The following is a 26,307-nucleotide window of genomic DNA, read 5'->3' on the forward strand; positions in this document are numbered from 1 at the left end:
CCGGTCCCACCCCCCTCAACCCTGACGCCCGCCCAGAAAGGCGGCCTCCAGTCGCAACAGGTCTTCCCGGGCCTCGGCCTCGACCTCCCAAAGCCGGCCCTGCCGGCACGTGTAAACCCGCTGGGCCACCGGCAGGACCGCCGCGGCATTCTGCTCGACGAGCACGATGGCAAGCCCGCGCTGCCGCAGGTGCTCGACCACCTCCAGGATGCGGTCGACCACCTGGGGCGCCAGCCCCAACAGCGGTTCATCGAGGAGCAAGACCTGGGGTTCTGCCACCAGCGCCCGGGCGATGGCCAGCATCTGTTGCTGGCCGCCTGACAACGTGAGGGCCCGCTGGTGGCGCCGCTCTCGCAAGATGGGGAAGAGATCCCAGACCTCGTCGGCCGCGGTTGGCGGGTCTGCTGGCGCAGGGCCGGACGGGTCGCGGGGAGCCTGGCGGGCAAACCGGCTCAGGCGGAGGTGATCGGCCACCGTCATGGTCCAGAGCAACTGGCGGCGCTCCGGTACGAGGGCGAGGCCCAACCGGGTCCGCTGCTCCGGCTCCAACGCGGAGAGGTCCCGGCCGGCCAGTTCCACCCGCCCCTGGGCAGGGATGAGGCCCATGATCGCCTTGAGCAGCGTGGACTTGCCCGCGCCATTGGGCCCCACGATGGCGACGACTTCCCCACGGTCCACCTGAAAACCGGCCCCACGCAACACTTTCAGATCTCCGTAGCCCGCCCGGAGATCCCGCACGACAAGTAGGGGGCTGGGGCTGACCCGATCGGCCCCGGTGGGAGCCCCGTCAGGGGCCCCGCCGGTTCGGGGGCCAGCCCCCGCCGCCGGCTCTGTGGCGGCGGGCCGGACCCTGAGTCGTGAATCGGTTCCGGTGGTCGGGGCGGGTCCTAACGGGCCCGCAGCGGGCCGGTCCGCAGCCATCAAGACACGGCGGCGCCCCAGGTAGGCTTCGATCACCGCGGGATCGCTCCGTACGGCCTCCGGCGACCCTTCCGCCAGCACCTGGCCGTGGTGCAGGACGAGGATTCGCTCGGCCACCTGCATCACCAGGGACACGTCGTGTTCCACCAGGACCACCGTGGTCCCGCGGGCGCGGATCCGCTCAATGACGGCCACCAGGCCCTGGCGTTCCTCTCCGCTGAGCCCCGAGGCGGGTTCGTCCAGCAGAAGGAGGGCCGGGTCCAGGGCCATGCACCGGGCCACCTCGACGAGACGCTGCAAGCCGAAGGGCAGCGACCCCGCCGGAGCGGCCGCGTAATCCTCGAGCCCTACCAGGGCCAAAAGCCGCTGGGCCTCCCGGGCAGCCCGCTGATCCTCCCGACGCCCCAAGCCGAGCAATGCTCCCGAGAACCCGGTTCGCAGGTGCCGGTGCATCCCGATGAGGACGTTGTCCAACACGCTCAGGTGGGGGACGAGCCGCGGCGTCTGGAAGGTCCGGGCCACCCCCAGCCCGGCGATCCGGTGGGCAGGCCAGCCCGTGACGTCCCGCCCACCCACCCGGACCGTTCCCGCCGAGGGGGCGAGGACTCCGGAGATCACGTTGAACAAGGTGGTCTTGCCCGCCCCGTTCGGGCCGATGATGGCGTAGACGGTGCCCTGGGCAACGGCGAGCCCCACATCCTGGAGGGCGATGAGACCCCCGAACCGGCGGCTCAGCCCCTGGATCTCCAGAATGGGGTTTGCCGGGGCCGGGCCACCCGCCGCCCGGCCGCTGGCCCCGGGGGGTGCGCCCAGGGTTGGCGGGCTCGTTCCAGACAGGGTCACGGGCTGTCCCACCGGCACCGGGCCCGAGCCCGTCCCACCGCCAGGTGCCACGGATGCCTCCCCGGTGCCGGGGGCCGGTGTCAACCCGGCAGCCGCAAGGGCAGGGCTTGAACCCGGCACCGTGCCGGTTCCCCTGGCGGGCCACCGCCGCCGCACCCAACCGCTGGCAGCCGGCCATAGCCCGCCCGGGGCAAAGATCATCACCACCGACAGGATCAGCCCGTAGACGATGACCTCATACTCGGCACCGGCTCCCCCTGCCAGGGAGGAGATGGTCTTGCGCAACTGCTCGCGCAAGAGCACGGTGACCGCCGTGCCGAAGATCGCCCCCGGCAAGGACGCCAGGCCGCCGAGAACCGCCATCACCAGAAGCTCCACCGAGAAGTGGAAGCTGAAGGGGGACGGGCTGAGGTACCCCACCCAATGGGCGTAGAGGGTCCCGGAGGCGGCCGCCAGGACGGCGCTCCAGACGAAGACCCGGGCCTTGTAAGCCGCGGCGTCGATGCCAAGGGTCTCCGCCGCCGTCTCGCTGGCGGCGATGGCTTGCAGGGCCCGGCCCACCCGGGACCGCACCAGCAGGCCCGACGTCACGACGCTGGCCACTGCCAGCAGGGTGGCCAGATAGTAGAAACCCCGATCGCCCCGGATGACCAGCCCGCCCAGGGCGAGGGGCGGGATGCCCGTCAGACCGCTGGGGCCACCTGTCCAGTTGTAGAGCTCACGAATCAACACTTCGACAATGATGTTGAGGCCAAGGGTGGCGACCACCAGGTAGTGGCCGCGAAGGACCAGGATCGGACGGCCGACGGCATAGGCGATGAGCCCGGTCAGGACGACGGCGGCGGGCATGCTGAGCCAGGGGCTCCAGCCGTACCGGGTGGCCAGGATGGCCGAAAGGTAGGCCCCCAGCCCGTAGAAGGCGGCTTGTCCCAAGGAGACCTGGCCGGTGAAGCCGGCCAGCACCGAAAGCCCCACGACGATCGGCACGTACAGGGCGATCAGGACGAACACGGACAGGGAGAGCACCCCGGCGACCAGCCACGGGAGGAGCGCCCAGAGCAACAGGCCCCCTGCGGCGGCCAGGGCGGCAGTCCGGGACCCGCTCATTCCTGAGCCGCCTCCTCCGCGGCCAGGACACCGTGCCGCAAGACGGGAATCGCCCGGGCAATCAGAACGGCTACCAGCAACAGGAAGGCGACGGCGTCCCTGTAACCCGATGGCAACAGGCCGGCCACCAGGGATTCAGCCACCCCCAGGGCGAGGCAACCGGCCACCACCTTGGGATAGTCCCGCATGCCGCCCAGCACTGCGCCGACAAAGCCTTTGAGACCCAGCATCAGCCCCATGTCGTAATCGGCCAGGGTCTGGGGGGCGATCAGGATGCCGCCCGCCGCGGCCAAGAGGGCGCTGAGGACGAAGGCCTGGCGCCCCATGGCCAGCACCGGGATGCCCATCAACCGGGCCCCCACCGGGTTGATGGCGCTGGCGACCAAGGCCTTGCCCCGCAAGGTGCGGGTAAAGCCCAACCACAACGCCGCCATCAAGGCCAGGGCCGCCCCGATGATCCAGAGCCCCTGACGGGTCAGCACCGCCGTCCCCACCGTCAGGGGCGGCCCGCCGGAGAAAGGCGGCAGCCGGTACGCCTCCGTGCCCCAGACCACGAGCCCCAAGCCCTTGAGGACCAGGTGGAGGGCGATGGAGAGGATCAGCAGGGACAGGACCGGAGCCTGCCGGGCCAGGAGCGGGCGCATGGCGAGATCGTACACCCCCCACCCCACGGCGGTTCCGGCCGCCAGCCCGGCCAGCACCGCCAGCCCGAGGGGCACCCCGGCCCCGGTCAGGCTCGCCGCGGTCAAGGTCCCGATCATGGCAAACTCGCCGATGGCCACGTTGACGATGCGGGTGGTGGTATACGTCACCACCAGCCCCAGCCCTAACAAGGCGTAGATCATCCCCACCATGACGCCGGAAAGCACCAGCTGGGGAATCTGCGCCGCCACATCGCCCGGCACCCCCCACACCCCCTTGGCCACCTCAAGGCCCCTGCCACCCCCCGGGGCCGGAACCCTTCCTCCCTCACGTCACCGTCTGCGGTCGCTCCGAGAGCCGGGCCGGTTCCACCGGCACCGGCCGGCCGTCCAGGTCCAGCACGCGGCTCGACTCCTCGAACCAGCTGGCGGGGGCCGCGTGGCCCCAGAACGTCCCCCGCCGCGGGTCGTTGACGCTCCAGCGGATGGGCTCAAAGTCGGGATCGCCGGTGTAGTAGTCCGAGGTGTATAGCTCGATCCGGTGGCCGTCGGGATCGCGCAGGTAGACGAAGAAGGCGTTGCTCAGCCCGTGCCGCCCGGGTCCCCGCTCGATGGCCCCCGCCCGGCCGGCCGCGGCCAGGATGTCGCAAGCCCGCAGCACGCTCTGGGTGTCGCTGACCCAGAACCCCAGGTGGTGGAGGCGCGGCCCGTCGCCGTTCATCAGGGCCACGTCGTGGACATTGGGCTTGCGATACATCCAGGCGGCCCAGAGCTTCTCCCCCGGCCCCGGCGGGTCGGTGGCGGTGTACTCGGAGCAGCGGAAGCCCAGGGCCCGGTAGTGGTCGAAGGCCGCCTGCACGTCGGGGACGTGCAGGTTGAAGTGGTCCAGCCGCAGGACGTGGGCGCCCCGGTACCGGTCGAACCGTTGCAACAGCCGCTCCGCCCGCTCCATCCGGCAGAAGAACTCCACGGGAAAGCCCAGGGGGTCCTGGACCCGCAGGGCGCGGCCCTGGCCGGGTTCCTCCCCGGCCTCGACCCAGCGCACGGGGCAGCCCCGTTCCTGGAAGAACGCGGCCAGGCGGTCCAGGTCGCCTTCGGCGGCAACCCGGTAGGCCAGGTGGGCGGCGGCCGGGATCCCCGGGTCCGGCCCGAACGGGCTGCGGTCCGCCCCGGGCGACCCCGGGCCAGAGCCGAACCCGCCCGGGGCCGGATCCCGCGGGCTGTGGCCGGCCGCCGGCCCCTGCGCTTCCGGCACCTCCCGCACCGCCGCCGGCGGCCCCGCGGGGCCTTGAGCCCGCTCACCCCAGGCCCCGCCCGCCCGGACCGCCGCCGCCCCCTTCCCCGGCCCCGGCCCCAGACCGCCGGGCTGCTGCCGCAGGACCAGGCTGTGGTGCACCTGCTCCTCGTAGCCCCGCAGGTAGAGGGCGCCGGGCGCCTCCTCCGTCACCACGAACCCCAGCAGGTCGACGTAGAAGTGGCGGGAGGCCTCCAGGTCCGCCACCAGCAGCTCCGCGTGGGCCGCCCGGACGATGTCGAAGGGCGGCCGCTCCCAGCGCATCTCGACCATCGCCAGGCCCCCCTCACAGGCCCGCCACCGCGGCCCCGGCTGCGCCGGGTCCTCCCGATGCGGGAGCGGCGTCCGGCCGGGCCCCGCGGGCAGCGGGTCCCGGTTCGTCCGCCGGGCGCTCCGCGTCCCCGCCGGCCAGGAATCGCCGCACCCGCTCCTTGAAGGGCTCCCGGTCGTAGCTCGCCACCAGCGCCCCCGCCATCCGCACCGGGTCGCCGAAGAAGAAGTACTCGTACAGCGCCTGGCGCCCGGCGAAGGCGGAGAGGGCCGCATCCCAGGCCAGGCGGAACAGCCGCACCCGCTCCACGCCGTCCAGGGTCGCCGCCTGCAGGTAGCGCTCCACGTCGGCCCGCCCCGGCCCCGACACGTCGCCCTCGGTGGGCAGGGCCATCAAGCCGCTGGCCCCCAGCTGCCGGATGATCTCTACGAACCGCTGATACACCTTGGGGAACCAGTTACGGCCGGCGTTCAGGGGCCCCCAGGCGGGGGTCATCACCCCCCAGCGGTTGGGCGCCGCGTCGACCTCCGCCGCCCGCAGCAGGCTCGCCAGGATCTCCCGGGCGATGATGAGCTCCGCCACCTTCTCCTGCACGTGCTGGAACCGCTCGATCTGGATGGCGTCGGTCAGCAGCGACACGAGGCCCAGGAGGAACTCCGTCTTGGCCAGGTTCTTCACCATGACCTGGTGGGTCATGAAGACGGTAGCCGACGTCTCGGCGTAGAGGCCGTTGCAGAGCTCGGGGTGGCCGATCATGAAGCACCGCTCGTAGGGGACCAGCACGTCGTCGAAGATCACGATGGCGTCGATCTCGTCGAACCGGGACCCCAGCGGGTGGTCGAACCGGCTGCGCCCGTAATCGAAGCTCTCGCGGCAGAGGAACCGCAGCCCCGGCGCATCGCAGGGGATGGCGAAGGCGTAGGAGTAGGGCTCGTCCTCCGGCGTCGCCTTGAGCAGGGTCGACGGGAAGACCATGATCTCGTCGGCGATGGGGCCCAGGGTGGCCAGCATCCGCGCGCCGCGGATCACGATCCCCCGGTCGGTGTGCTTGACAATCCGCGCCGCCAGGTAGGGGTCCTTCTGCCCTGCCGGCCCGGCCGCCCGGTTGGCCTGGGGGTTGATCAGGGTGTGGGTCAGCAAGAGGTCGTTCTCCCGGATGTACTCGTAATACCGGCGGATGTTCTCCCCGAAGGCGGGCTCGGCCTGGGCGAACCATTCCGCCGCGCCGGCCATGGCGGTGATGGCGCCGCTGAGGTAGTCGGCCGTCCGGCCCAGCATGCCGCCGCTGTATTCCGCCCAGACCTGCATGAAGGCCCGGCGCCGGGCCAGGTCGTCCCGGGTCCGGGGCAGCAGGAACTGCACCCCCACCGCCTCCCCGGTGGTGGGCGACGGGTAGGTCATCACGTGCCGCAGCTCCGGCCGGTGCTGGAGGTCGTAGAGCTCCGCGTAGGTGCGGACGAGATTGCGGAAGGCGGGGTGGTCGGCGATGCGGCCTGTCACCCGCTCCCCGTGGATCAGCACGTCGCGCCGGGAGGCGTTGAGCGCCTCCACGTAGGCACGACCGTCCCGTGCCGGCATGATCCCCCTCCTCGCGGGCGTCGCCGCCCGGCGTCCCGGCGGCCGCCGGCCTGCCGCACGCCGGGCCGGTTCGTCCGGACGAACCGGCCCCAGCCCGGCCCGCCCGGTGCGCTTCCTGGCCCTTACCCCGGGTGGTGGCCCGGTCGCCCGGCGAACCGGCCGCCCCGACCCGGCCTGCCGCATCCGCCGGGCGCGGGCTGCCGTGCCTGCCGGACCCAGCCTGCCGTGCCCGCCGGACGCGGCCGGCCGTGCCCGCCGGGCGACCCGCCCCGCCCCCGTTCATCCCGCCCCGAAGCGCGGGATCGGGTGCTCCCCCAGGGCCACGTGGATCACCTGCCGCTCGCAGTAGAACTCGAAGCTGTAGTCGCCGCCCTCCCGGCCGATGCCGCTGTCCTTCATCCCGCCGAAGGGCGTCCGCAGGTCGCGCACGTTCTGCGAATTGAGCCACACCATGCCGGCGTCGATGGCCTGCCCCACCCGGTGGGCCCGGCCCACGTCCCGGGTCCAGACGTAGGCCGCCAGCCCGTAGCGCACGGCGTTGGCCAGGCGGACCGCCTCGTCCTCCGTGCGGAAGGGCGTCGCCACCACCACCGGCCCGAAGATCTCCTCGTCGAACACCTTCATACCCGGCCGGGCCCCGGCGAAGACCGTCGCCTCGAGGAAGTTCCCCTCGGCCAGCTCCGGCGGAAGCCCCGGGGGCCGCCGCCCGCCCGTCAAGAGCTCCGCCCCCTCCGCCCTCCCGGCCTCCACATAGCCCATGACCCGCCGCCAGTGGTCGGGGTGGATCAGCGGCCCCAGCTCGGTGGCCGGATCGGCCGGGTCGCCGGTGCGGATCCGTGCCGCCCGCCGGGCCACGGCGTCCACCACATCGCGGTACACCGGCTCCTCGATCAGCAGCCGCGACCCCGCCGTGCACCGCTCGCCGTTCAAGGAGAAGACCCCGAAGACCGCGGCGTCCACCGCCCGCTCCAGGTCCGCGTCGGCGAAGATCACCACCGGCGATTTCCCGCCCAGCTCGAAGGAGTAGCGCTTCAAGGTGGCGGCGCCGTTGGCCATGATCGCCTTGCCCGTGGTGGTCTCGCCGGTGAAGGAGATCAGGTTCACCGCCGGGTGGGCCACCAGCGCCGCCCCCGCCGGCTCGCCAAAGCCGTGGACCACGTTGAACACGCCCTCCGGCAGCCCCGCCTCCGCCACGATCTCCGCCAGCAGGTGGGCCGACAGGGGCGACCACTCGGCGGGCTTCAGGACGCAGGTGTTCCCCGCCGCCAGGCACGGCGCCACCTTCCAGGTGGCCAGCATGAAGGGCGTGTTCCAGGGGGTGATCAGGCCCGCCACCCCCACGGGCTTGTGGACCACGTAGTTGACGAACCGGCCCCCCACCTGCCAGGCGTGGCCGCCCAGGTCCTGGATCCGCCGGGCGAAGAAGCGGAAGTTCTCCGCCGCCCGGGCCGCCTGCCCCCGGGCCTGGCTGATGGGCATGCCCGTGTCCAGGACCTCCGCCCGGGCGATGGCTTCCGCCCGCGCCTCGATCCCGTCGGCGATCCGCTCGAGGTAGCGGGCCCGCTCGGCGGGCAGCATCCGCGGCCACGGCCCCTCGTCGAAGGCTCGCCGGGCCGCCTGGACCGCGGCGTCCACGTCCTCCGGCCCCCCTTCCGCCGCCTCGGCCAGGGGCCGGTTGTTCGCCGGGTTCAGGGTGGGGAAGAACCGGCCCGACCGCGAGGGGACGAACCGGCCGCCGATGAAGTGGAGAACCTGCCGGGGGATCGGGACGCCGGCCGCCGTTTCCCGCGCACCGCCCGGCGCGGGGCCCGGGGCGGGCGCCGCGGCCGTCACCCGGGACGATCCCGCGCCGGCCACCGGGGCGGGCTGCCCAGCGGCCGGCCGGCCCGCTGCCGCCTCCATCCCCATCCCTGCTCCCGCCGGCATCACCGCCTCCGGGCCGGGGCCGGCCCCCCGGCCCGCCGCCTCGTCCGTCGCTCCGCCCATGGCTTCACGCTCCCCCGGACGGGCCCTGGAAGGCCGGTTCCTCCTGGACCGGGTTCTCCAGGGCCCCCAGCCCGTCGATCTCCAGCCGCATCACGTCGCCCGGCTTAACCGGGCTGATCCCCTTGGGCGTCCCCGTCAGGATCACATCGCCGGGCTCCAAGGTCATGAACTCGCTGAGGTAGGCGACCAGGTCGGGAATCCGCCGCAGCATCTGGGAGGTGTGCCCCTGTTGCCGCAACTGGCCGTTGACGTAGACCCGCATCCCCAGGGCGTGGGGGTCGGCGATCTCCCCCTCCACGAGATAGGGCCCCAGGGGGCAGAAGGTGTCCCAGCCCTTGGCCTTGACCGGCGGCCGGTAGACGTTGGTGATGAAGTCCCGCACCGTCACGTCGTTGGCGATGGTATAGCCGGCGATGACGTCGTACGCCCGTTCCGGAGGCACCCGGCGGCAGCGGCGGCCGATGACCACCCCGAGCTCGATCTCGTAATGGACGAACCCGGCGCCCGCCGGCACCACCACCGGGGCGCGGTGGCCGACCCAGGTATTGGGCGGCTTGAAGAACAGGGCCGGTTCCTCCGGCACCGCCAGCGACAGCTCGGCGGCGTGGTCGGCGTAGTTCAGGGCCAGGCCGATCACCTTGCCCGGCGCCACGGGGGGCAGGAAGACCACCTGGTCCTCGCCATGGGCCCGGCCGGCCTCGTCGACCAGGACGCCGGGCTCGGCCAGGTAGCCCTCGTGGTACCGGCCGGCGGCCAGGAACCGGGCCCGCTTCACGGGGTCGTCCCCCCAGCCGCCCGCAGGCCGGGGGCCGCCTCCCCGGCACTCCCCGGGGCGGGGCTGGCGCCGGCGGCATCCAAGCCGTAGAGGGCCATCACCTGCCGCAGCCGCTCCTGGTTGGCCGGCGACGGCTCGCACAGCGGCGGGCGGTAGGCGGGGTGGATCCGGCCCAGCTGGCCCAAGACCCACTTCACCGGCCCGGGGTTGGTCTCGAGGAACAGGGCCTCGTTCATCGGCAGCAGGTGGTAGTGAAGATCGATGGCCTCCCGCCAGCGGCCGGCCGCCACGTGGTCGTAAAGGGCTGCCACCTCCCGGGGCAGGACGTTGGCCGTGGCGCTGAAGTGGCCCACACCGCCCACCGCCAGCATGGGGTAGCAGAGCAGCTCGATGCCCGAGTACACGTGAAAGTCCCGCCCGCATGCGTGGAGGACCTTGGATACCTGCTCGAAGTCCTTGTTGGACTCCTTCACCCCGATGATGTTGGGGCAGTCGCGCCTCAGCCGGGCCATGGTGGCCGGCTCCAGGTTCACCGCCGTCCGGCCCGGGATGTTGTAGAGGATCAGCGGGAGCTCCACCGCCTGCGCCAGCTGCCGGAAGTAGCGATAGAGGCCCTCCTGGGACGGCCGGTTGTAGTAGGGGACGATGACCAGGGCCGCGTCGGCCCCCAGCCGCTGGGCGAAGCGGGTGAGGCGCAGGGTCTCCTCCAGGTTGTTGGTACCGGTGCCCGGGATGAACGGGACCCGTCCCCGGATGGTACGGGCGGCCAGCTCCATCACCTGCTCCCGCTCCTCCAGGGACAGGGCGCTGGGCTCGCCGGTCGTGCCGCAGACGGAGATGCCATGGCTGCCGCTGTCGATCTGCCACTCGATCAGCTCGACCAGGGCCTTCTCGTCGATGGCCCCGTCGGGGCGGAAGGGGGTCACCAGGGGGACGATGGACCCCTTGAGCCGGGTCACGTCCCGGCTCGCCGTGCTGGCCATGCCGTCGGCCTCCCCTCTTGGGCGGTGCGGGTCCGGTAGGCGGCGACGGTGCGGAGCTTGTGCTGGCGGGCGAAGGCTTCGATGGCGCCGGATTCCGCGCCCCTGCGAATCAGGTCGAGCAACTGGCGGTGCTCGGCGATGGACTCCCAACCCCGGTGGGGGACGTAGCGGAAGATGGTGCTGCGGATGCGGTCCAGCCGGTCCCAGGTCTGGTGCAGGAGTTCAGTGAGGTAGGGGTTGGGACAACCGGCGTAGATGGCGAAGTGGAACTGCCGGTTGAGCCGGCTGAAGGCCATGACGTCGACCCGGTCGAGGGCCTGGGCCATGGCCTGGTTGATCGCCTCCAGGTGTTCCAGGTCCGCCGGGGTCAGGTGGGGCGCTGCGGCGGCGGAAGCCGCCCCTTCCAGGACGGCCAGCACTTCCATCAGCTGCTCCCACTGGCCCAGGTCGGCGGGGGCCACCTCGGCGCCGGCGTGGGCGCGGTAGACCACCCAGCCCTCGGCCTCCAGGCGCCGGATGGCCTCCCGGACCGGGACGGGGCTGACCCCCAGCTCGCGGGCCAGGGCGTCGATCACCAGCCGGTAGCCGGGCCCGTAGGTCCCGTCCAGGATCCGCTGGCGGATGGACTGGTAGGCCAGCTCCTGCTTGCTGGTCAAGGCCGGGGTCCTCCTGGGGGGTCGGCTCCACCCGCCCCTGGGGCGCGCGGAAGCCGTCCCCACCCTCGCTCGTATCGGAAATCATATATGATCCAACGTCCTGCAACAAACCTGCTCCGTCGCTCTGTGGACGGAACGCGGGCCGTAAGCCGGATGTATCGCAATGATTTCGTATCTCTTGGAACACCTTCGCCGATTTTCGCCTCCCCTTCGTTGGGGTCCTGCTGCTGTCGGGCTGTGCCGCCGCGGCGGGTTCGCCTGGCCCCCCGCCGCCTGATCGGAGCCGAGGAACCCAGCAGGAACGATCCCCCTCTCGGCAAAACCCTCCAGCACAGCCCGCGGGTCCCGGCGGTACCCCGGTGCGGGACGGCGCGGCGGTTATCGAGCAATCCCGGCGGACAAGGAAACCACGGGCTCCCGGGTCCCATCCGGGCGAGCCGGGACGGCCCAACGCCACGGGGGGATGCGTCGTGACCGGTGACCTTCGGTCCAAGGTCTACGCCTACTACGAGCGGGTCGACGCCGGCGATCTCGAAGGGCTCCTGGCCCTCTTCCACCCCGACGTGGTCTACGAACGGGGCGGCCGGCCACCGATCCACGGCCTGGACGCCCTGCGCCAGTTCTACACCGCGGAACGCATCATCCAGGAGGGCCGTCACGAGCTGGAGACGGTGCTGGTCGAAGCGCCTCACGTGGCCGTGCGTGGACGGTTCCGCGGCGTGCTGAAGAGCGGCGAGGCCGTCGAGGTCCGCTTCGCCGACTTCCACCACTTTCGGGACGGCTTGATCTGGCGGCGCTATAGCTACTTCATGGACCGGTTCGTGTAAACCGCCGGTTCCGGCAAAGGGAGGCGTCCCCATGGACTGGGCCGACTACCACCGCTACGACGGGCTCGGCCTGGCCGAGCTGATCCGAACCCGCCAGGTCAAGGCGGTCGAGGTGGCGGAGGCGGCCATCCGCCGCATCGAAGCCGTGAATCCCACCTTGAACGCCGTGGTGGTGCCCCTTTTCGAACAGGGGCTGGAGGCAGCCCGGGCCGTCGACGACCGCCTTGACGCGGCCCGCCGCGGTAACTCGGGCGCAAACCCCGCCCCGGCGCCCCCGCAGGCCGCGCCCCATGGGGTCTTCACCGGCCCAGCCAAATCCGCTGCGCCGGCCGGCGGGACTGCCCCCGCCGGCGGCGGCGCTCCCGGTGCCACGGGGATTGGCCCCTTCGCCGGGGTGCCCTTTCTGGTCAAGGACCTGGGCGAAGCGCTGGCCGGGGCCCCCCTGACCCACGGGTCCCGGGCCTATGCCGGGTTCGTCCCGGATCATGACGCCGAGACCGTCCGCCGCTACAAAGGGGCGGGGCTCGTCATCCTGGGCAAGACGAACACGCCCGAGCTGGGCCTGGTGGCCTTCACCGAGCCCGAACTGTACGGCCCGTGCCGGAACCCTTGGGACCCCTCCCGGACCCCCGGCGGATCCAGCGGCGGGTCGGCGGCGGCGGTGGCCGCCGGGATGGTACCCCTGGCCTCGGGTGGTGACGGCGGCGGGTCCCTGCGCATCCCCGCCTCCCACTGTGGACTGTTCGGCTTCAAGGCTAGCCGGGGCCGCACCCCCACGGGCCCCGACTTCGGCCAGATGTGGCACGGCGCCGCGGTCTACGGGGTCCTCACCCGGTCGGTGCGGGATTGCGCCGCCATCCTGGACCTGCTGGCCCCGCCGGAACCCGGGTCGCCCTACGTCATCGCCCCGCCCCGCCGGTCCTATCTGGACGAACTCGGCCAGGACCCCGGGCCGCTGCGCATCGCCGTGGACACCCGCTCCCCCATCGACCGGCCGGTCGACCCCGAGTGCGTGAAGGCGGTGGAGGGTGCCGCCCGCCTGCTGGAGGAACTGGGCCATCATGTGGAGGAAGCCCGGCCGGAGATCGACGGCCTGGCCCTGGCCCGCAGCTACCTGACCATGTACTGCGGCACGGTGGCGGCCGAGGTCCGGCGGGTGCGGGAGCTACGCGGCCCGGAGGCGGTGAGGCGGCTCGAGCCGGCCACCCGGATGCTGGGTCTCCTCGGGGAGACGGTCAGCGCCGGCGAGTTCAGCCGCGCCCTGGAGCAGTGGGACCAGGCCGCCCGGGCCCTGGGCCGGTTCTTCCAGCAGTGGGACCTGTACATGACGCCGACGGTCGCCCGGCCGCCGGTGGCCATCGGGGAGCTGAAGCCCTCGCCGGCCCAGGAGCGCCTGATGAACCTGCTCAACGCCCTGGGCGTGCTGGGGTCGGGGCGGGTCTACCGGGCGGCCGGGATCCTCGAGCAGGTGGCCTTGGAGAACCTGGCGGCGACCCCTTTCACCCAGCTGGCCAACCTGGCCGGGGTGCCCGCCATGTCGGTCCCCCTTCATTGGACGCCGGAGGGCCTGCCCATCGGCGTGCAGTTCGTCGCCCCCTTCGGCGCGGAAGACGTGCTCTTCCGCCTGGCGGGGCAGCTGGAACGGGCGGCGCCGTGGTTCGACCGGCGGCCGCCGCTGCCGTGACCGGGCCGTAAAGCGTCCCGGGAAATCCCCGTAACACGGGGCCACCGGGCCTCCCGCCCGGTGGCCCCACCCGCCGTACTCCCGCCCTACTACGCTCCCGTTCCCGCCGGCCGGGCCCGCCGCAGAACCCGCCGCGAGGCCGCCCAGTACGCCAGCCCGCCCAGATAGGGCAGCACGGCCGCCACCGCCACCCAGGCGATCCGGGCCAGGGGCCGCAACCGGCGCCGCCCCGTGTCCCGGCCCGTCCAGATCACCAGGGCCAGGTCGGCTGCGGGCGGCAGGATCATCATCGCCAGGTAGCCGGCTGCCCCGGCCAGGTCGGCGGCCAGGGGCCGGTCGGACGGCGGGAGACCCCCCGCCGGCGGCAAGACGGCCGGTTCCTCCCCGGTCTTACCCTCCGCCCCGGCCCCTGCGCCGGCACCCGCCCCGCCGCCGGCCCCGTCACCGGCACCGGGCCCGACCGCCCCGGAACCGCCCATGCCCCGCACCACCTCCACCGGCAGGGGCGACGGCGGCTCCACCGGCGCTTGTTCGACCGGCGGCGGAACCTGCCGGCTCTCGGGCGTCGGCCAGGACGGCTGGGGCGGCGCCAGGGGATCGGGCATGTTCGGTTGGGGCGGGGGCACGGGCTGCCGGCGCCAGTCATTGTCCGGCACCCGGCCCAGGCTGGCCTCCAGGAAAAGACGGGCCGTCACCAGCAGGGGGCCCGGGTCGCCACCCCCCACCCGCCGCAGCAGGCTGCCGGAGCCGCAACCGTACAGGGATTGGATCCCCCAGGGCCGGCTCGTGCGGAAGCGGTTGCCGGCAAAGCACGTCCCCGGCCCCGCCGGCGCCGCCAGGGCCAGGTCGGCCCGGCCCGAACCCCACACGGTGTTGGCCCGCACGGTGTGGCCGGAGGCGATCCAGACCTGTTCGTCCAGGTTGGGGACGATCAGGATGCCGTGGTTGGGATGGTCCCAGATCAGGTTCCCTTCGATGACGTTGTTGATCCCGCCCGCCACCACGATGCCGTTGCCAAAGGAGGGATATTGCAGCGCCTTGGTCGGTGCCTCCAGGTTGTGGTTGCTGTAGATCAGGTTGTGGACGATCCGCGTCCCGTCCTGGGGCGCCAGCTTCTCGGAATCCAGGGTGTTGGGGACGATCCCCGACATGTTGTACCGCCAGACGGAGTTCATGATGGTCAGGTTGCCGCCGGCGTTGGTGCCCGAATAACCCAGGGCGTTGTACTCGGCCACCACCTGGGTGATCACCGCATGGCACGGCTTGCACTGGCCGATGTAGAAGCCCGAGTCGGGGCTGCCGGAGGCATAGGAGTGATCGAACTGGCCGTAGACCGAGTCGTAGGCGTAGATGCCGTAGTCCCCGTTGTTGTACGCCGTGAGGTAGGAGCCCCGGTACCCCAGCACCCCGGTCCAGTAGAAGCCGTTGAGCAGGTGGTTGCGGGCGGTCATATTCTCAACGACCACGTCGTCGGCTCCCAGGACCTTGATGCCGTTGCCCCGCTTGAACTCGCCGTCGATGATCACCCGGTTGCGATCGAGCCCGCGGATGGTGAGGTGGGGCTTGGTCACCACCACCTCTTCGTAGTAGACGCCCGGCCCCACCAGGATGAGATCGCCGGGTTTGGCGGCATCGACGGCCGCCTGGATCGTCGGGTAGTCCTCGGGGACCCGCAGGGTGCGGTACGGTCCCGAAGGCCGGGGTGGCGGCGCCGGGGGCAACGGTTCCTCCCCGCCGGACGAACCGGCCCCGTGGCCGCCAGCGCCATGGCCCGCCGCGGGCTGGCCCTGGGCCCCCTCCCCCGAGCCGCCCGTTCCGGAGCCACCCGCTCCAGTGCCGGCCCCGGGGGTTCCCGCGCCGCCGCCACCCGGGCTTCCGGCGCCGCCGCCTGCCGCCCCGCCGGCGCCGGGTTCTTCCACGATCACCACGCCCGCCATGCCGATGCCGCCCGGGGCCCCGTGATACACGCAGTAGTAGGGGTACCGCCCCGGCTGGTCGAACCGGCGGCGGTACACGTCGCCAGGCAGGAGGTGGCCCGAATCCCAGGACCCGTCGTCGGCGGTGACGGTATGGGGATTGCGTCCGGTCACCTCCCACACCACGGTGGTCCCGGGCGCGATGCGGACCACCGGGTCGCGGAAGAAGTCATCGCCCGCCTCCACGTAGACCTCAGCGGAGATGCCTTCGGCCCCCGCCGTCGCAGCCGCCGCCTCCCGGTGGCCACCCGGCGGGAGGCCCGCGGCCATGAAGGTCACGAGGCCCGTCGCCAGGCCGGCGAGGACCGTCCAGAGGACCGCCCGCCGGCGGATCGTCCCCCGTCCTGCCGCGGCTGGGCCCTGAGGGATCCCCTCCCCCAGGCCGCCCATGTCGCCACACCGCACCGTCCCATCCCCCACGGGCACCCCTCCCCAGTGCGCATCTTGCAATGCAATTCGACGGATGGCTGGGCTTTACTTCCCGTTCCGGATGCTTATCGATTCGAATTCGCTCGATTCCATCGACGGCATCCGTCGCCTGCAGCGGACGCCTCCACCGTCGCCTTTCGGGCGGCGTCCTTCCTGGCCGTCCCGGGCCGCAACCTGTTCAAGCCACCGGGGAAGGGGGCCACCAAAGGCAGCGGGTTCACCAGGACCCCGTGCCCTCCGCTGCGAAAGGATCGGTACCTCATCGTTGGGGCGGGCATTCCATCGCTGGAGGCGATCCCCTTGACCGGACCCTTCATCGGCGTGACGTCTTGCGGCTGGGACGAGCGCGGGCGCCTGTTCGTCCCGGGCGACTACATCGCCGCCGTGCGGCAGGCGGGCGGCATCCCCGTGGTCCTGGTGGCCGACGGGCCGCCCCCGGAGGCGATCCTGAGCCGGGTTGACGGCGTGATCCTCACCGGGGGCGGCGACGTGGACCCCCGTCACTTCGGTGCCGAACCCCACCCGCTGGTGGCCGGGATCGACGCCGGCCGCGACGCCTTCGAGCTGGCCGTCGCCCGCCTGGCCGTGGAGGAACGCATCCCGCTCCTGGGCATCTGCCGCGGCGTGCAGGTGCTCAACGTCGCCCTGGGCGGCGACCTGATCCAGCACGTCCCTGACGTCTACGGCGACGCGGTCCCCCACGTCCCCGGCCACCCGGGAGGGCCGCGGGCGGTACACCCCGTCGAGCTGGTGCCCGGCAGCCGGCTCCACCACATCTACGGGCGGCCGCGCATCGACGTGCGCTCCCGCCACCACCAGGTCGTGGGCCGGCCGGCGCCGGGGCTCCAGGTGACCGCCCGGTCGCCCGACGGCGTCATCGAGGCGGTGGAAGGGACGGACCCCGCCCATCCCTTCCTCGTCGGCGTCCAGTGGCATCCCGAGGACGGGGCGGGCCGGGGCCCGGCAGACCCCATCTGGTCCGTCCAGCGGCGGCTCTTCGAGGCCCTGGTCGCGGTGGCGGGCGACCGGAGCGAGGCCATCCCGTGAGCCCTTTGGGGGACGCCGGGGCGGTGGAACCCGGCGCCGGGGCGGCAGCATGGTGGCGGGCCGCGTCGCGGCCTGCGGCGTGACCGTGAGGGGCGGCCGTGTCGCGGGCCGCAGCATCGTCGCGGGCCCCGGCGCGGCACCGGGCCCGGACCCCGGCCGGGCTCGGGGTGCACAAGGCCATGATCGCGGCCGGCCGGGGCCGCGCTACGGCGCCGCCGACGTCAGCTGGTAGCCGCGCACGTGGACGGTCACCCGCACCCGCGGCTCGAGGTCCCGCAGCGCCTGGCGCCAGCCGGGTGCCGCCGCCCGCCAGCCCTTGGGGTCGCGGCGGTACCAGGCCGTGCCTAGACCGGCCGGGTCGACCCCCAGCTCCGCCGCCCGCCCCAGGGCGGCCCGGATCCGATCCCGGGCCTGCCGGGCCGCCTCCCGGCCCGCTGCCTCCACCAGGGCCAGGTCCAGGGTCCTGGCGGCACAGTCCCACTCGAACAGCACCGCCTCCAGCCGCACCTCGATCAGAAAGGACGGGAGCCCGGCCACCCCGCTGCCTCCCCCCGGACCCGAACCCGCGGCGGGTGCCACTCCCCCGGCTCCGGCCTGAGGCCCCGGGGTGACCCGCACCCGCGCCTTGTTCCGCTCCACCCGGAAGGTGACCGTCCCCGGCCGCCCGCCTGCGGGGGCCTGGGCGGCTTCCCCTCCCGCTCCCCCGGGGGCCGCGGGGCAGCGGACGGACAGCATGAAGGGATGGGCCTCCCCCCGGGCCATGAGCAGGCCGTCGGCCAGAGGCGGCGGCAGGAAGCCCACCAGCCGGTCGCGCCGGAAGAGGGCCACGCCATCGGGACTGGGGCTGACGGCACCGCTGGCCTCCGCCGCTTTGACGACGGGCAAAAAGGGGTCCAGGCCCGGGGTGTCGAGCCAGCGCAGCAGGGTGTTGGCGTCCACGGAACGCAGGGTGCCGGGCCGGTTCTTCCGGCCGATGGCGTCGAAGGACCGGGCCAGCGACCGGTCCAGGGCGGGATGAAGGGACTGGAGCAGCGAGCCCGCCTGGCCCCGCACCACGTAGAGGGAGGCCCGCCGCTCGACCCGGTAGGCCCGGGAGACCATCTCCAGGAGGGGCCGGAGCCCCCGCCGTGCCGCCTCCTCCCCGATCAGCACGTGATCGGCGAAGGACCACCGGACCTCGCGGGGGAAACCCGCCTCCAGGGCCTCGGCGGCCGCCCGCGGCGCCGGTCCCACCGCCGAGCGGAAGAGGTTCGTCCGGGCCGCACCACCCGCCACCGACCCGCCCCCGCCCACCGAGGCCGGCAGGACCAGCTCGGGCACCGGCACCGCCACCGTCCAGCGATACGCCGTCCCAGACCCGCCGGCCGTCCCAGACCCGCCAGCCTCTCCGGAGCCGCCGGTCGCCCCGGCATCCAGGGCCGCCGTGGTCACGAAGGCCAGGTCGTTCACCTCGTTGTAACCCCAGCAGCCCGCCAAGCCCAGGGCGACCAGGATCAGGAGGAACGCAGCCCGGATCCGCCCCATCCACCGTCCCCCCGCACCTTGCGTTCTCCCCGGGCGGGCAAGAGCCCGGCCACCAATCCCGCGCCGAGACCGGCCATCCCCACAAGGGGCCAGACCCGGGTGAACTGCCAGTCCCAGCGCTGGCTGTCGGGGAAGAGCAGAACCGCCACCGCCACGGCCACCGCCGTCATCACCCCGTGGATCGCGGCCTGCCAGCGGTCGCTCAGGCCCAGGGTGACGCGGGTCGTCACCCCCGCCACGTAGACGAACAGAGCGAGCTTAAGGGCGATGCCCAAAAGCCAGGCGGAGATGGTGAACACCTCCGGCCGCGACAGGACCGGCACGGGCCGGGCCAGCCGGGCCAGGATGAAGGTGGGCGCCACCGCCCGCGCCGTCTCCCCCGGCCCCAAGAAGACCACGCACGCCACCGCCACCCCCGCCAGCAGGACGATCTCGCCCGCCACGGCCCAGACCAGGGCCCGGCCGATCCGGTCCCGCGCCCGCAGGCCGTCGGCGAAGTACGTCAAGATCAGGGTTTCCGCCGTCGCCGCCACCAGGACGGGGATCCCGCGCAGCAGGGTGGCCGGCCCGCCTTCCAGCAACGGAAGCAGCTGGGCCCATTCGGCCCCGCCCGGCAGCAGGATGGCCAGGTTCACCGCCAGCGCCACCACCATCACCGGCAGGACCATCAGCCCGAGCCGGGCCAGGGTCTCCCGGCCGTAGGCCGCCAGCACCCAGGTGGTGACCGCCATGGTGGCGTGGAAGACCCACACGGGCGTTTCCTGAAAGACGATCACCATGAGCAGGATCGTCTCGCCCAGGATGCCGCCGGCGTGGTAGGCGGCGTAGGCTACCAGGACGGGCAGGACGAACCAGCGGGCCACCGGGTGGAACCGCACCCGGTCCAGGGGCGTGAGCCCGGGCCGGAAGTAGAGGGCGTACCACGCGCCGACGACCAGCCCGACCGCCGGCGTGGCGGCCAGCACCGCCAGCCACGCGTCTCTCCCCGCCACCGCCGCCAGGGACCGGGGCAGGAAGAAGACCAGGGTCGCCAGGATGGTGATGATGAGCAAGGCGGCGATGGACGCCGGGTCCACCTGGTCGCGCCGCGGCATGCCTCGATCCTCCCCTGCGGGTCCGGCGCCTCTCCCCGCCCGCCGCCCACCGGCACCGCCCCCGCCTTCACCGCCCCTCCCGGCCGATCAGGGGCGGCTTGCCCCGCATGACGACCCAGGGCGCCCGGGTGAGGCTGTCCTCCCAGCCGTGGGGGCGGAAGGGCGCGTAGGGCGTCAGGTAGGGGACGCCCACCGAGCGCAAGGACGCCATGTGGGCCAGGACGATCAGAAAGGCCGTGACGAGCCCGTACATCCCCAGCACCGTCGCCACCGTCAGGAACACGTAGTGGAGGATCCGGAAGGGGATGGCCGCCGCGAAGGTGGGCAGGGCGAAGGCCGCCATGGCGCTGGCGCCGATCAGGATCAGGGTCGGGGCCGTGACGATCCCCGCCCGCACCGCCGTATCGCCGATCACCAGGCCGCCGACGATGGTCAGGGCGCCGCCCACCTGCCGGGGCAGCCGGGTCGTGGCCTCCCGCAGGATGTCGAAGACGAAGCTGAGCCCGATGGCTTCCAGGGCCGTCGGAAAGGGCAGCGTCTCCCGGGACGCCGCCAGGGTGAAGAGGAACTCCCGTGGAATCAGTTCCTGGTTGTACGTGGTGACGGCCACGTACAGGGGCAATCCCACGGTCATCAGCAGCACGGCGAACAACCGCACGGCCCGCAGGATGGTGGCGAAGGGCCAGCGCAGGTAGTAGTCGTCGGGCGACTGCAGCAAATCCCAAAAGGTCATCGGCGCCAGGACCGCAAAGGGGGTCCCGTCCAGGAGCACCGCCACCCGCCCTTCCATCAGCCCTGCCGCCACCACGTCGGGCCGCTCGGTGATCCGTACCTGGGGGAAGATCGATGCGGGCCGCTCCTGCAGCAGCGCCTCCACCTGCTCCTCCGAGAAGAGCAGGTCCCAGGGGGCCGCCTCCAACCGCCGCCGGACCAGGGCCACGGTGCCCGCATCGGCCCGGCCGGCCACGTAGACGACGGCCGCCCGGGTCCTGCCGAGGCGCCCGGTGTCCAGTTCCTCGATCCGCAGGTCCGCGGTCCGCAGCCGGCGCCGCAGGGTGGCGGTGTTGACCCGCAGGACCTCGACGAAGGCGTCCCGGGGCCCGCCGATGGTGCCCTCGGTGGCCGGGTCGTCCACCGTCCGGTGCTCGAACTGGCGGATGTCGATGAGCCAGGCGGGAACAGCCGCCGCGGGGTCCCCCGGCAGGCCGGGCCGGCCCGGGCGGTCGACGGCGACCAGGGCGCAGCCCTCCAGCAGCCCTTCCACCGCCTCCCGCACGGTCTCGACGGGACGAACCTGCCCGCCAGGGAGCATCCCCCGGGCGATCCAGGCCGCCGCCGCGTCGGCCGGCCCGGGACAGGCCTCCTGCAGGGGGCGGAGGATGAACTGGGCCCGCAGCTCCTGCCCGGCGAGGCCGTCCACGTAGGCGACCAGCAGGGTCGCCGCCCCCGGCCGCCGGATGGGCACCACAACCAGGTCGGCTGGACGGCCCAGGGCCTCCTGCAACAGGAGCTCGAGCCGCGCCGTGGCGGCGGGAATCGGCTCGTCAAGGGCCAGCTGGCCCGTCCAGTGTTCGACCATGCCCAGGAGGTCCTCGATGTGCTCGCGCAAGCCGGTGGCCAGGGGCTCGGCCATGGGCGGCCGGCCTGTCAGCGGCGTGGTCGACCAGGCCGGCAGGTGGGCGCCCTCCGCCGGCCGCAGCGGCCGCGGGCCGCCGGTACCGGGCGGCGCCAGCCGGGCACCGGGACCGGCGGGCCGGGGCATGGACACCGGCGTGGACGCCGCTGGGCCGGCCGGCTCCATCCCCGGACGAACCGGCGGCTGCTCCGCCGGCCGAGCCGGCCGCTGCCCCGCCGCACGCGTGGGCGGTCCCTCCGCCGGCCGAGCCGGCCCTTGCCCCGCCGGACGCGCGGGCGATCGCTCCGCCCGCCAGGCCGGAGGCTGGCCGGCCGGGCGAACCATGGGCCGTTCCGCCGGGGGAGGCGCCATCCGTACCACCGGTCCCCGGGGTTCCGGGGACCGGACCGCCCGCTCCGCCGGGTCCTGGGCTGCGGCGGTCTTCCCCCCAGGCGCCCCGGCCGCCGCTGGGGGCGTGGGCTTCACGGGCCCCATCCCGGGCCCGGTCTGCCGGTTCTTCAGCATGGCCTCATGGCCCACTCAGCCACCCCTCAGGTGGGTCCTCGACGGTAAAGGTGAACCAAGGAGGTGGGAATCATGTACCGGCGCATCCTGATCGCGGCCGACGGCAAGGACGACGCCCGGCGCCTGGTCCGGGCGCTTAAGGAGCTGATGCCCCGGCCCGACGGGGTCGAGGTGACCGTCCTCCAGGTGCTGCCGCCGCCCGTTCCACCGGGCGTGACGAACCCGCTGGTTCCTCCCCTGACGGGCGGGGACGACCTGATCCTGCTGGGGGAGGCCAACGCCCGCCGAGACCTCCAGCCCCTTGCGGACGAGCTGGCCGGAGCCGGCTTTGCCGCCACCGTGGACGTGGCCATCGGCGCACCCGGGCCGGAGATCTGCCGCTACGCCCAGAACGGCGGCTTCCAGGTGATCGTCATGGGACGCCGCGGCCTGGGGCGCGTCCAGGAGGTCCTTCTGGGGAGCGTCAGCGAGTACGTCCTGCGCCACGCCCACCTGCCGGTGCTGGTGGTGCAGCAGCCGCGGGGGACGGCCGCCGAGAGCCAGGAGGCGGCGGGTTGAGGCATCACGAGGGTGCGGAAAGCAGACGGGCCGGTTCGTCCGCCATGATCGAACCGGCCCGCACCTCAGCCGCTATGGACAGAGAACCCCGGCCGGCTCCTGAGGGCTCAACAACCGGCCGGGGTTCACGTATGCACGGGTGGTCCGGGGCCCGCCCGCTTGACCGTCCCTCACCCAGCCCACCCCAACTGCGGACGGTGCTGAACGCCCAAATCGGGACGGTGCCGTGCGTTCGTTCTGCTCAGGACGTTTCGCTCAGGGAAGGAAGACCAGGCCCACGCTCATCACGACGAAGGCAACCAGCATGACCACCGCCGTGTAGCCCAGGATCTGCCCGGCGCGGAGGCCCGTCAGTCCGAGCAGGGGAATAGCCCAGAAGGGCTGGATCATGTTGGTCAGCTCATCACCGAAGGCCACGGCCATCACGGCCTTGCCCAAATCCAGGTTCATCGCCTGGGCGGCCTGGATCACGATGGGGCCTTGTACCGCCCACTGACCGCCCCCCGATGGTACGGCCAGGTTTACCAGGCATGCGCTGACGAAGGTCCAAAAGGGAAAGGTTAGGGGTGTTGAAATGGCGACGAACCAGTTGGCGATGACGGCCACCAATCCCGACGCCGTCATGATCCCCATGATGCCGGCGTAGAAGGGGAACTGGAGGACGACCCCGCTGGCCGAACGGATGCCATCCGCCACCGCCCGGACATACTGGATCGGCGTGCCGTGCAGCAACATGCCGAGAACCAGGAAGATGAAGACGACCATGTTGATATCGAGGGCCGCGATCCCCTTCTTGCCGAAGGCACTGACGATGTAGATCAAGCCTGCTAGTACCACGAGCCCCGTCAGGACCCGGCTGTTCTCTAGCCGCTCAGCCAGGGTTGTCGCCGCGCCGGGTGTCCCCGACCCCACCCCGGGTGCGGGTTCCACCGTCGCCGCCGTCACCTCGCTGGTCGAGTCGGCCAGCGCCCCGGGCAGCTCTTCCACCGACCCTTCCGCCGGATGCATCCGGGCCATGATCCAGGGGGAGAGCACGAGCAGTGCCAGGGCGACCACCAGGTTGAAGGGCCGGAACAGCGTCTCCGACAAGGGCAAGAGCCCCATCTGGTCCTCAAGGAAGTGCCCTGGGGTGTTCACCGTCAGCGGCGCCGAGCCGGACAGGCCCCCGTGCCAGATCATCAGCCCGATGTACCCACCTGCCACCAGCAGGGGGAAGTGCACCTTGACTCCGCGGCGGGCACAGCTCCGTCCCACCTCAAGCGCTAAGAGAGCACCGGCCACCAGGCTGAGACCATAGTTGATCAGTCCCAAGGCACCGGTTACGAAGGCCACCAGCGCCACCGCCTGCCCGGGCGTCCGGGGCCAGTCGGCCAGGCGGTTCAATCCGCGCCGGACCACGGATGTGTTGGCGAGGGCGTACCCCGTCACCAGGATCAAGGTCATTTGCATGCCGAAGGCCAGCAGGTTCCAGAAGCCCCCGTACCAATCGAGGACCAGCTGGTACGGGCCGTGGTCGGTGAAGATCAAGGCCAAGATGTAGACCAGCAGGGTCAACAGGATGGCGAAGATGAAGGAGTCCGGTAGGTACCGCTGGGTCCACCGGCTAAGGGTTTCACCCAGCCGTTGCAACCGCACCACCCCCGTAGGCCATTGGGTGGAACCACGCCCCCGGATCGGGCTCCACCCTTGGTGCCCACGGTTCGGCGGCGGTGGGGGCGTTCCCTCTGGGAAAGAAAGGGGACGCCCTCCTTGGTGCGATCCGTGCGCTGCGACCGTCGCTTTCTCAGTCCCTGCCGGCCGCGTTACGCCTGCCGGCCGCGTTCGTCCCCTTGAGCCGGTGGGCGAACTGGCGCCGGAACTTCTGCACCTTGGGGTCGATGACCACCTGGCAGTAGGGATAGAAGGGGTTGCGCCGGTAGAAGCGGCGGTGGACCTCCTCGGCGGGGTAGAAGGTCTCGAAGGGCACCACCTGGGTGACGATGGGGTCCTCCCACACGCCCCGGGCCTCCAGGTCGCGGATCACCGCCTCCGCCGTGGCCTTCTGCTCCGGCGAGTGGTAGAGGATGATGGACCGGTACTGGGGTCCCACGTCGTGCCCCTGGCGGTTGGGGGTGGTGGGATCGTGGACGGCGAAGAAGACGTCCAACAGCTCCCGGTAGCTGATCACGGCGGGGTCAAAGGTGACCTGGACGACCTCGGCGTGGCCGGTGGTTCCCGTACACACCTGCTCGTAGGTGGGGTTCGGCACGTGGCCGCCGGCGTAGCCCGGTTCGACCCGGACGACCCCCTCCAGCTCCTCGAAGACGGGCTCGAGGCACCAGAAGCAGCCGCCCCCCAGGGTGGCCTTCTCCAGCCGGGCGGTGGCAGCGGGCGCCCCCTCACGCGCCCGGTCAGCCGCCGGATCGGTTCTGGTCATGGCGCGCTCACCTCAACCCCAGCATATCCGAACCCGCGGCCTGACCCATGCGCCCCCTTCTCCCCCCGCCTCACCCATGCACCTCATCCAGCCGCCGCCTCCACCCACGCGAAGCGCGCCGTGAAGTGGCGGAGCACCGGCGGCTCGTCGACCATTCGCACCCCCCGCACCCGCTGGCGCTGGCGAAAGACGCCGATCACCGCTTCCGCCACGTCCTCCAGGTGACGGTGGGTGTACACCCGCCGCGGGATGGCCAGCCGGTAGAACTCGAAGGGCGACGGCCGCTGGCGACCCGTCTCCGGATCCCGTCCCATCATCAGCGACCCGACCTCCACCCCGCGCACCCCGCCCTCCAGGTAGGTGGCCAGGGCCAGGGCGTGGCCGGGGAACTGCTCGGCCGGGATGTGGGGGAGGAACCGGCCCGCATCGACGAACACCGCATGGCCGCCCACGGGCCACTGCACCGGAACGCCCGCCTCCCGCAGCCGCCGGCCAAGGAACTCCACCTGCCCGATCCGGTGCGCCAGGTAGGCTGGATCCAGCGCCTCCCACAGGCCGACGGCCAAGGCCTCCATGTCCCGCCCCGCCAGCCCGCCATAGGTCAAGAACCCCTCGTAGGGCACCAGGCGCTGGGCCGCCGCCTGGTACAGCGCCCGGTCGCGGAAGGCCGCCACCCCGCCGATGTTCACCAGGCCATCCTTCTTGGCGCTCATCATCATGCCGTCGCCCAGGTCGAACATGGCCCGGGCGATGGCCCGCGGGCTCTGGCCCGCGTATTCGGGCTCCCGCGTGCGGATGAACCAGGCGTTCTCCGCGTAGCGGGCCGCGTCGAAGAGCAGCGGGATGCCGTGCCGCCGCGCCACCTCCGCCGTGGCCCGGATGTTGGCCATGGACACCGGCTGGCCCCCCGCCGAGTTGTTGGTGACGGTGACGATGATGCAGGCCACCTGTTCCGGCCCCTGGCGGCGGATGAAGTCCTCCAGCCGGTCCACGTCCATGTTGCCCTTGAACGGGTGCTCGGCGTCGATGTCCAGGGCCTCCGGCGTGACCAGGTCGACCGGCCGGCCGCCGGCCAGCTCCACGTGGGCGCGGGTCGTATCGAACAGCATGTTGCTCAGGACGAACATGCCCGGCCGCCGGATCAGCGCCGGCAGCACCACCTGCTCGGCGCCCCGTCCCTGGTGGACGGGCAGCACGTGGGGGTAGCCGGTGATGGCCTCCACCGCCGCCCGCAGCCGCTCGAAACTGGACGAACCCGCGTAGGCCTCGTCGCCCCGCATCAGCGCCGCCCACTGATCCTGGCTCATGGCGCCGGTGCCCGAGTCCGTCAAGAGGTCGATGTAGACCTCCGCCGAGCGCAGGTTGAACAGGTTGAGCCCGGCCCGCTCCAGCGCCGCCTCCCGTTCCTCCCGGCTGATCAGCCGGATCGGTTCCACCATCTTGATCCGGTAGGGCTCGCCCCGGGGTTCCACCACGTTTGCCTCCTAACCTTTCATCAGGCCTTGGTGTCCGGCTCCTCCTGCGTCATGGGACCGTCGGGATTCGCCGGCAGCCCGC

General features: G+C 72.5%; 19 protein-coding genes. 4 read left to right on the top strand and 15 right to left on the bottom strand.

The genetic code is table 11. The features are described 5' to 3' along the window. Positions 1-15 precede the first annotated feature (15 nt). From ACYQ02_RS07885 to ACYQ02_RS07920, 8 genes are all read right to left on the bottom strand, one after another. A complete protein-coding gene (locus ACYQ02_RS07885) occupies positions 16-2,871 on the bottom strand; it encodes a branched-chain amino acid ABC transporter ATP-binding protein/permease (RefSeq protein WP_460039905.1) in 2,856 nt (951 codons plus the stop codon). After that, positions 2,868-3,797 carry a branched-chain amino acid ABC transporter permease gene (locus ACYQ02_RS07890; RefSeq protein WP_460039906.1) on the bottom strand — a complete coding sequence of 310 codons (930 nt, stop codon included), beginning with the start codon at positions 3,795-3,797 and terminating at the stop codon, positions 2,868-2,870. The genes ACYQ02_RS07885 and ACYQ02_RS07890 overlap by 4 nt, the downstream gene beginning before the upstream one ends. A 43-nt stretch (positions 3,798-3,840) precedes the next feature. Then, complete coding sequence (gene hpaD, locus ACYQ02_RS07895) at positions 3,841-5,079, bottom strand: 3,4-dihydroxyphenylacetate 2,3-dioxygenase (RefSeq protein ID WP_460039907.1); 1,239 nt, start codon at positions 5,077-5,079, stop codon at positions 3,841-3,843. Positions 5,080-5,092: 13 nt separating this feature from the next. Next, complete coding sequence (gene hpaB, locus ACYQ02_RS07900; RefSeq protein ID WP_460039908.1) at positions 5,093-6,655, bottom strand: 4-hydroxyphenylacetate 3-monooxygenase, oxygenase component; 1,563 nt, start codon at positions 6,653-6,655, stop codon at positions 5,093-5,095. 279 nt (positions 6,656-6,934) lie between these two features. Then, positions 6,935-8,641: a 5-carboxymethyl-2-hydroxymuconate semialdehyde dehydrogenase gene (gene hpaE, locus ACYQ02_RS07905; protein WP_460039909.1), complete on the bottom strand. Its 1,707-nt coding sequence runs from the start codon at positions 8,639-8,641 to the stop codon at positions 6,935-6,937. 4 nt (positions 8,642-8,645) lie between these two features. Beyond that, on the bottom strand, positions 8,646-9,416 hold the full coding sequence (locus ACYQ02_RS07910; protein ID WP_460039910.1) for a fumarylacetoacetate hydrolase family protein: 771 nt from the start codon (positions 9,414-9,416) through the stop codon (positions 8,646-8,648). Then, entirely contained in the window at positions 9,413-10,399 is a 987-nt protein-coding gene (hpaI, locus tag ACYQ02_RS07915; protein ID WP_460039911.1) for a 2,4-dihydroxyhept-2-ene-1,7-dioic acid aldolase, read from the bottom strand. Before hpaI ends, ACYQ02_RS07910 begins: the two co-directional genes overlap by 4 nt. Then, positions 10,372-11,055 (bottom strand): GntR family transcriptional regulator, encoded by a 684-nt coding sequence (locus tag ACYQ02_RS07920; protein WP_460039912.1) that lies wholly within the window; start codon positions 11,053-11,055, stop codon positions 10,372-10,374. The genes hpaI and ACYQ02_RS07920 overlap by 28 nt, the downstream gene beginning before the upstream one ends. A 470-nt stretch (positions 11,056-11,525) precedes the next feature. Here ACYQ02_RS07920 and ACYQ02_RS07925 point away from each other — a divergent pair, with 470 nt between their 5' ends. Continuing rightward, positions 11,526-11,882: a nuclear transport factor 2 family protein gene (locus tag ACYQ02_RS07925; RefSeq protein WP_460039913.1), complete on the top strand. Its 357-nt coding sequence runs from the start codon at positions 11,526-11,528 to the stop codon at positions 11,880-11,882. Positions 11,883-11,913: 31 nt separating this feature from the next. Then, entirely contained in the window at positions 11,914-13,566 is a 1,653-nt protein-coding gene (locus ACYQ02_RS07930) for an amidase (RefSeq protein WP_460039914.1), read from the top strand. An 89-nt stretch (positions 13,567-13,655) separates the two neighbouring features. Here the strand turns inward: ACYQ02_RS07930 and ACYQ02_RS07935 are convergent, their stop codons facing one another. Further along, on the bottom strand, positions 13,656-15,962 hold the full coding sequence (locus ACYQ02_RS07935) for a right-handed parallel beta-helix repeat-containing protein (protein WP_460039915.1): 2,307 nt from the start codon (positions 15,960-15,962) through the stop codon (positions 13,656-13,658). Between the two features lie 309 nt (positions 15,963-16,271). Between ACYQ02_RS07935 and ACYQ02_RS07940 the strand changes: the two genes are divergently transcribed. After that, positions 16,272-17,018 (top strand): gamma-glutamyl-gamma-aminobutyrate hydrolase family protein, encoded by a 747-nt coding sequence (locus ACYQ02_RS07940; RefSeq protein WP_460039916.1) that lies wholly within the window; start codon positions 16,272-16,274, stop codon positions 17,016-17,018. Between the two features lie 204 nt (positions 17,019-17,222). Here ACYQ02_RS07940 and ACYQ02_RS07945 read toward each other — a convergent pair whose 3' ends face one another. The 3 genes from ACYQ02_RS07945 to ACYQ02_RS07955 all read right to left on the bottom strand — a co-directional run bounded on the left by ACYQ02_RS07945 (position 17,223) and on the right by ACYQ02_RS07955 (position 21,398). Then, entirely contained in the window at positions 17,223-18,542 is a 1,320-nt protein-coding gene (locus tag ACYQ02_RS07945; RefSeq protein WP_460039917.1) for a Ger(x)C family spore germination protein, read from the bottom strand. Beyond that, positions 18,512-19,636 (bottom strand): GerAB/ArcD/ProY family transporter, encoded by a 1,125-nt coding sequence (locus tag ACYQ02_RS07950; protein WP_460039918.1) that lies wholly within the window; start codon positions 19,634-19,636, stop codon positions 18,512-18,514. Before ACYQ02_RS07950 ends, ACYQ02_RS07945 begins: the two co-directional genes overlap by 31 nt. A 67-nt stretch (positions 19,637-19,703) precedes the next feature. After that, positions 19,704-21,398, bottom strand: coding sequence for a spore germination protein (locus ACYQ02_RS07955; RefSeq protein WP_460040329.1), 1,695 nt, complete (start codon positions 21,396-21,398; stop codon positions 19,704-19,706). Positions 21,399-21,848: 450 nt separating this feature from the next. Between ACYQ02_RS07955 and ACYQ02_RS07960 the strand changes: the two genes are divergently transcribed. Continuing rightward, positions 21,849-22,334: a universal stress protein gene (locus ACYQ02_RS07960; RefSeq protein WP_460039919.1), complete on the top strand. Its 486-nt coding sequence runs from the start codon at positions 21,849-21,851 to the stop codon at positions 22,332-22,334. Between the two features lie 255 nt (positions 22,335-22,589). On the opposite strand, the gene ACYQ02_RS07965 is transcribed toward ACYQ02_RS07960, so the two are convergent. The 3 genes from ACYQ02_RS07965 to ACYQ02_RS07975 all read right to left on the bottom strand — a co-directional run bounded on the left by ACYQ02_RS07965 (position 22,590) and on the right by ACYQ02_RS07975 (position 26,222). Next, positions 22,590-23,963 (bottom strand): short-chain fatty acid transporter, encoded by a 1,374-nt coding sequence (locus ACYQ02_RS07965; protein WP_460039920.1) that lies wholly within the window; start codon positions 23,961-23,963, stop codon positions 22,590-22,592. Positions 23,964-24,117: 154 nt separating this feature from the next. Further along, a complete protein-coding gene (gene msrA, locus ACYQ02_RS07970; protein WP_460039921.1) occupies positions 24,118-24,750 on the bottom strand; it encodes a peptide-methionine (S)-S-oxide reductase MsrA in 633 nt (210 codons plus the stop codon). Positions 24,751-24,833: 83 nt separating this feature from the next. Next, the gene (locus ACYQ02_RS07975) at positions 24,834-26,222 is read right to left on the bottom strand and encodes a tryptophanase (RefSeq protein WP_460039922.1); all 1,389 of its coding nucleotides are present in this window, start codon (positions 26,220-26,222) and stop codon (positions 24,834-24,836) included. Positions 26,223-26,307 lie beyond the last annotated feature (85 nt).

It is taken from the genome of Thermaerobacter litoralis (genome assembly GCF_054654595.1).

Bases quoted from the DNA above. Each gene is read 5' to 3' on its own strand.
- ACYQ02_RS07885 (WP_460039905.1), bottom strand. From the start codon at position 2,871: ATGAGCGGGTCCCGGACTGCCGCCCTGGCCGCCGCAGGGGGCCTGTTG.
- hpaD (WP_460039907.1), bottom strand. From the start codon at position 5,079: ATGGTCGAGATGCGCTGGGAGCGGCCGCCCTTCGACATCGTCCGGGCG.
- hpaB (WP_460039908.1), bottom strand. From the start codon at position 6,655: ATGCCGGCACGGGACGGTCGTGCCTACGTGGAGGCGCTCAACGCCTCC.
- hpaE (WP_460039909.1), bottom strand. From the start codon at position 8,641: ATGGGCGGAGCGACGGACGAGGCGGCGGGCCGGGGGGCCGGCCCCGGC.
- hpaI (WP_460039911.1), bottom strand. From the start codon at position 10,399: ATGGCCAGCACGGCGAGCCGGGACGTGACCCGGCTCAAGGGGTCCATC.
- ACYQ02_RS07930 (WP_460039914.1), top strand. From the start codon at position 11,914: ATGGACTGGGCCGACTACCACCGCTACGACGGGCTCGGCCTGGCCGAG.
- ACYQ02_RS07945 (WP_460039917.1), bottom strand. From the start codon at position 18,542: ATGGGGCGGATCCGGGCTGCGTTCCTCCTGATCCTGGTCGCCCTGGGC.
- ACYQ02_RS07950 (WP_460039918.1), bottom strand. From the start codon at position 19,636: ATGCCGCGGCGCGACCAGGTGGACCCGGCGTCCATCGCCGCCTTGCTC.
- ACYQ02_RS07955 (WP_460040329.1), bottom strand. From the start codon at position 21,398: ATGCCCCGGCCCGCCGGTCCCGGTGCCCGGCTGGCGCCGCCCGGTACC.
- ACYQ02_RS07960 (WP_460039919.1), top strand. From the start codon at position 21,849: ATGTACCGGCGCATCCTGATCGCGGCCGACGGCAAGGACGACGCCCGG.
- msrA (WP_460039921.1), bottom strand. From the start codon at position 24,750: ATGACCAGAACCGATCCGGCGGCTGACCGGGCGCGTGAGGGGGCGCCC.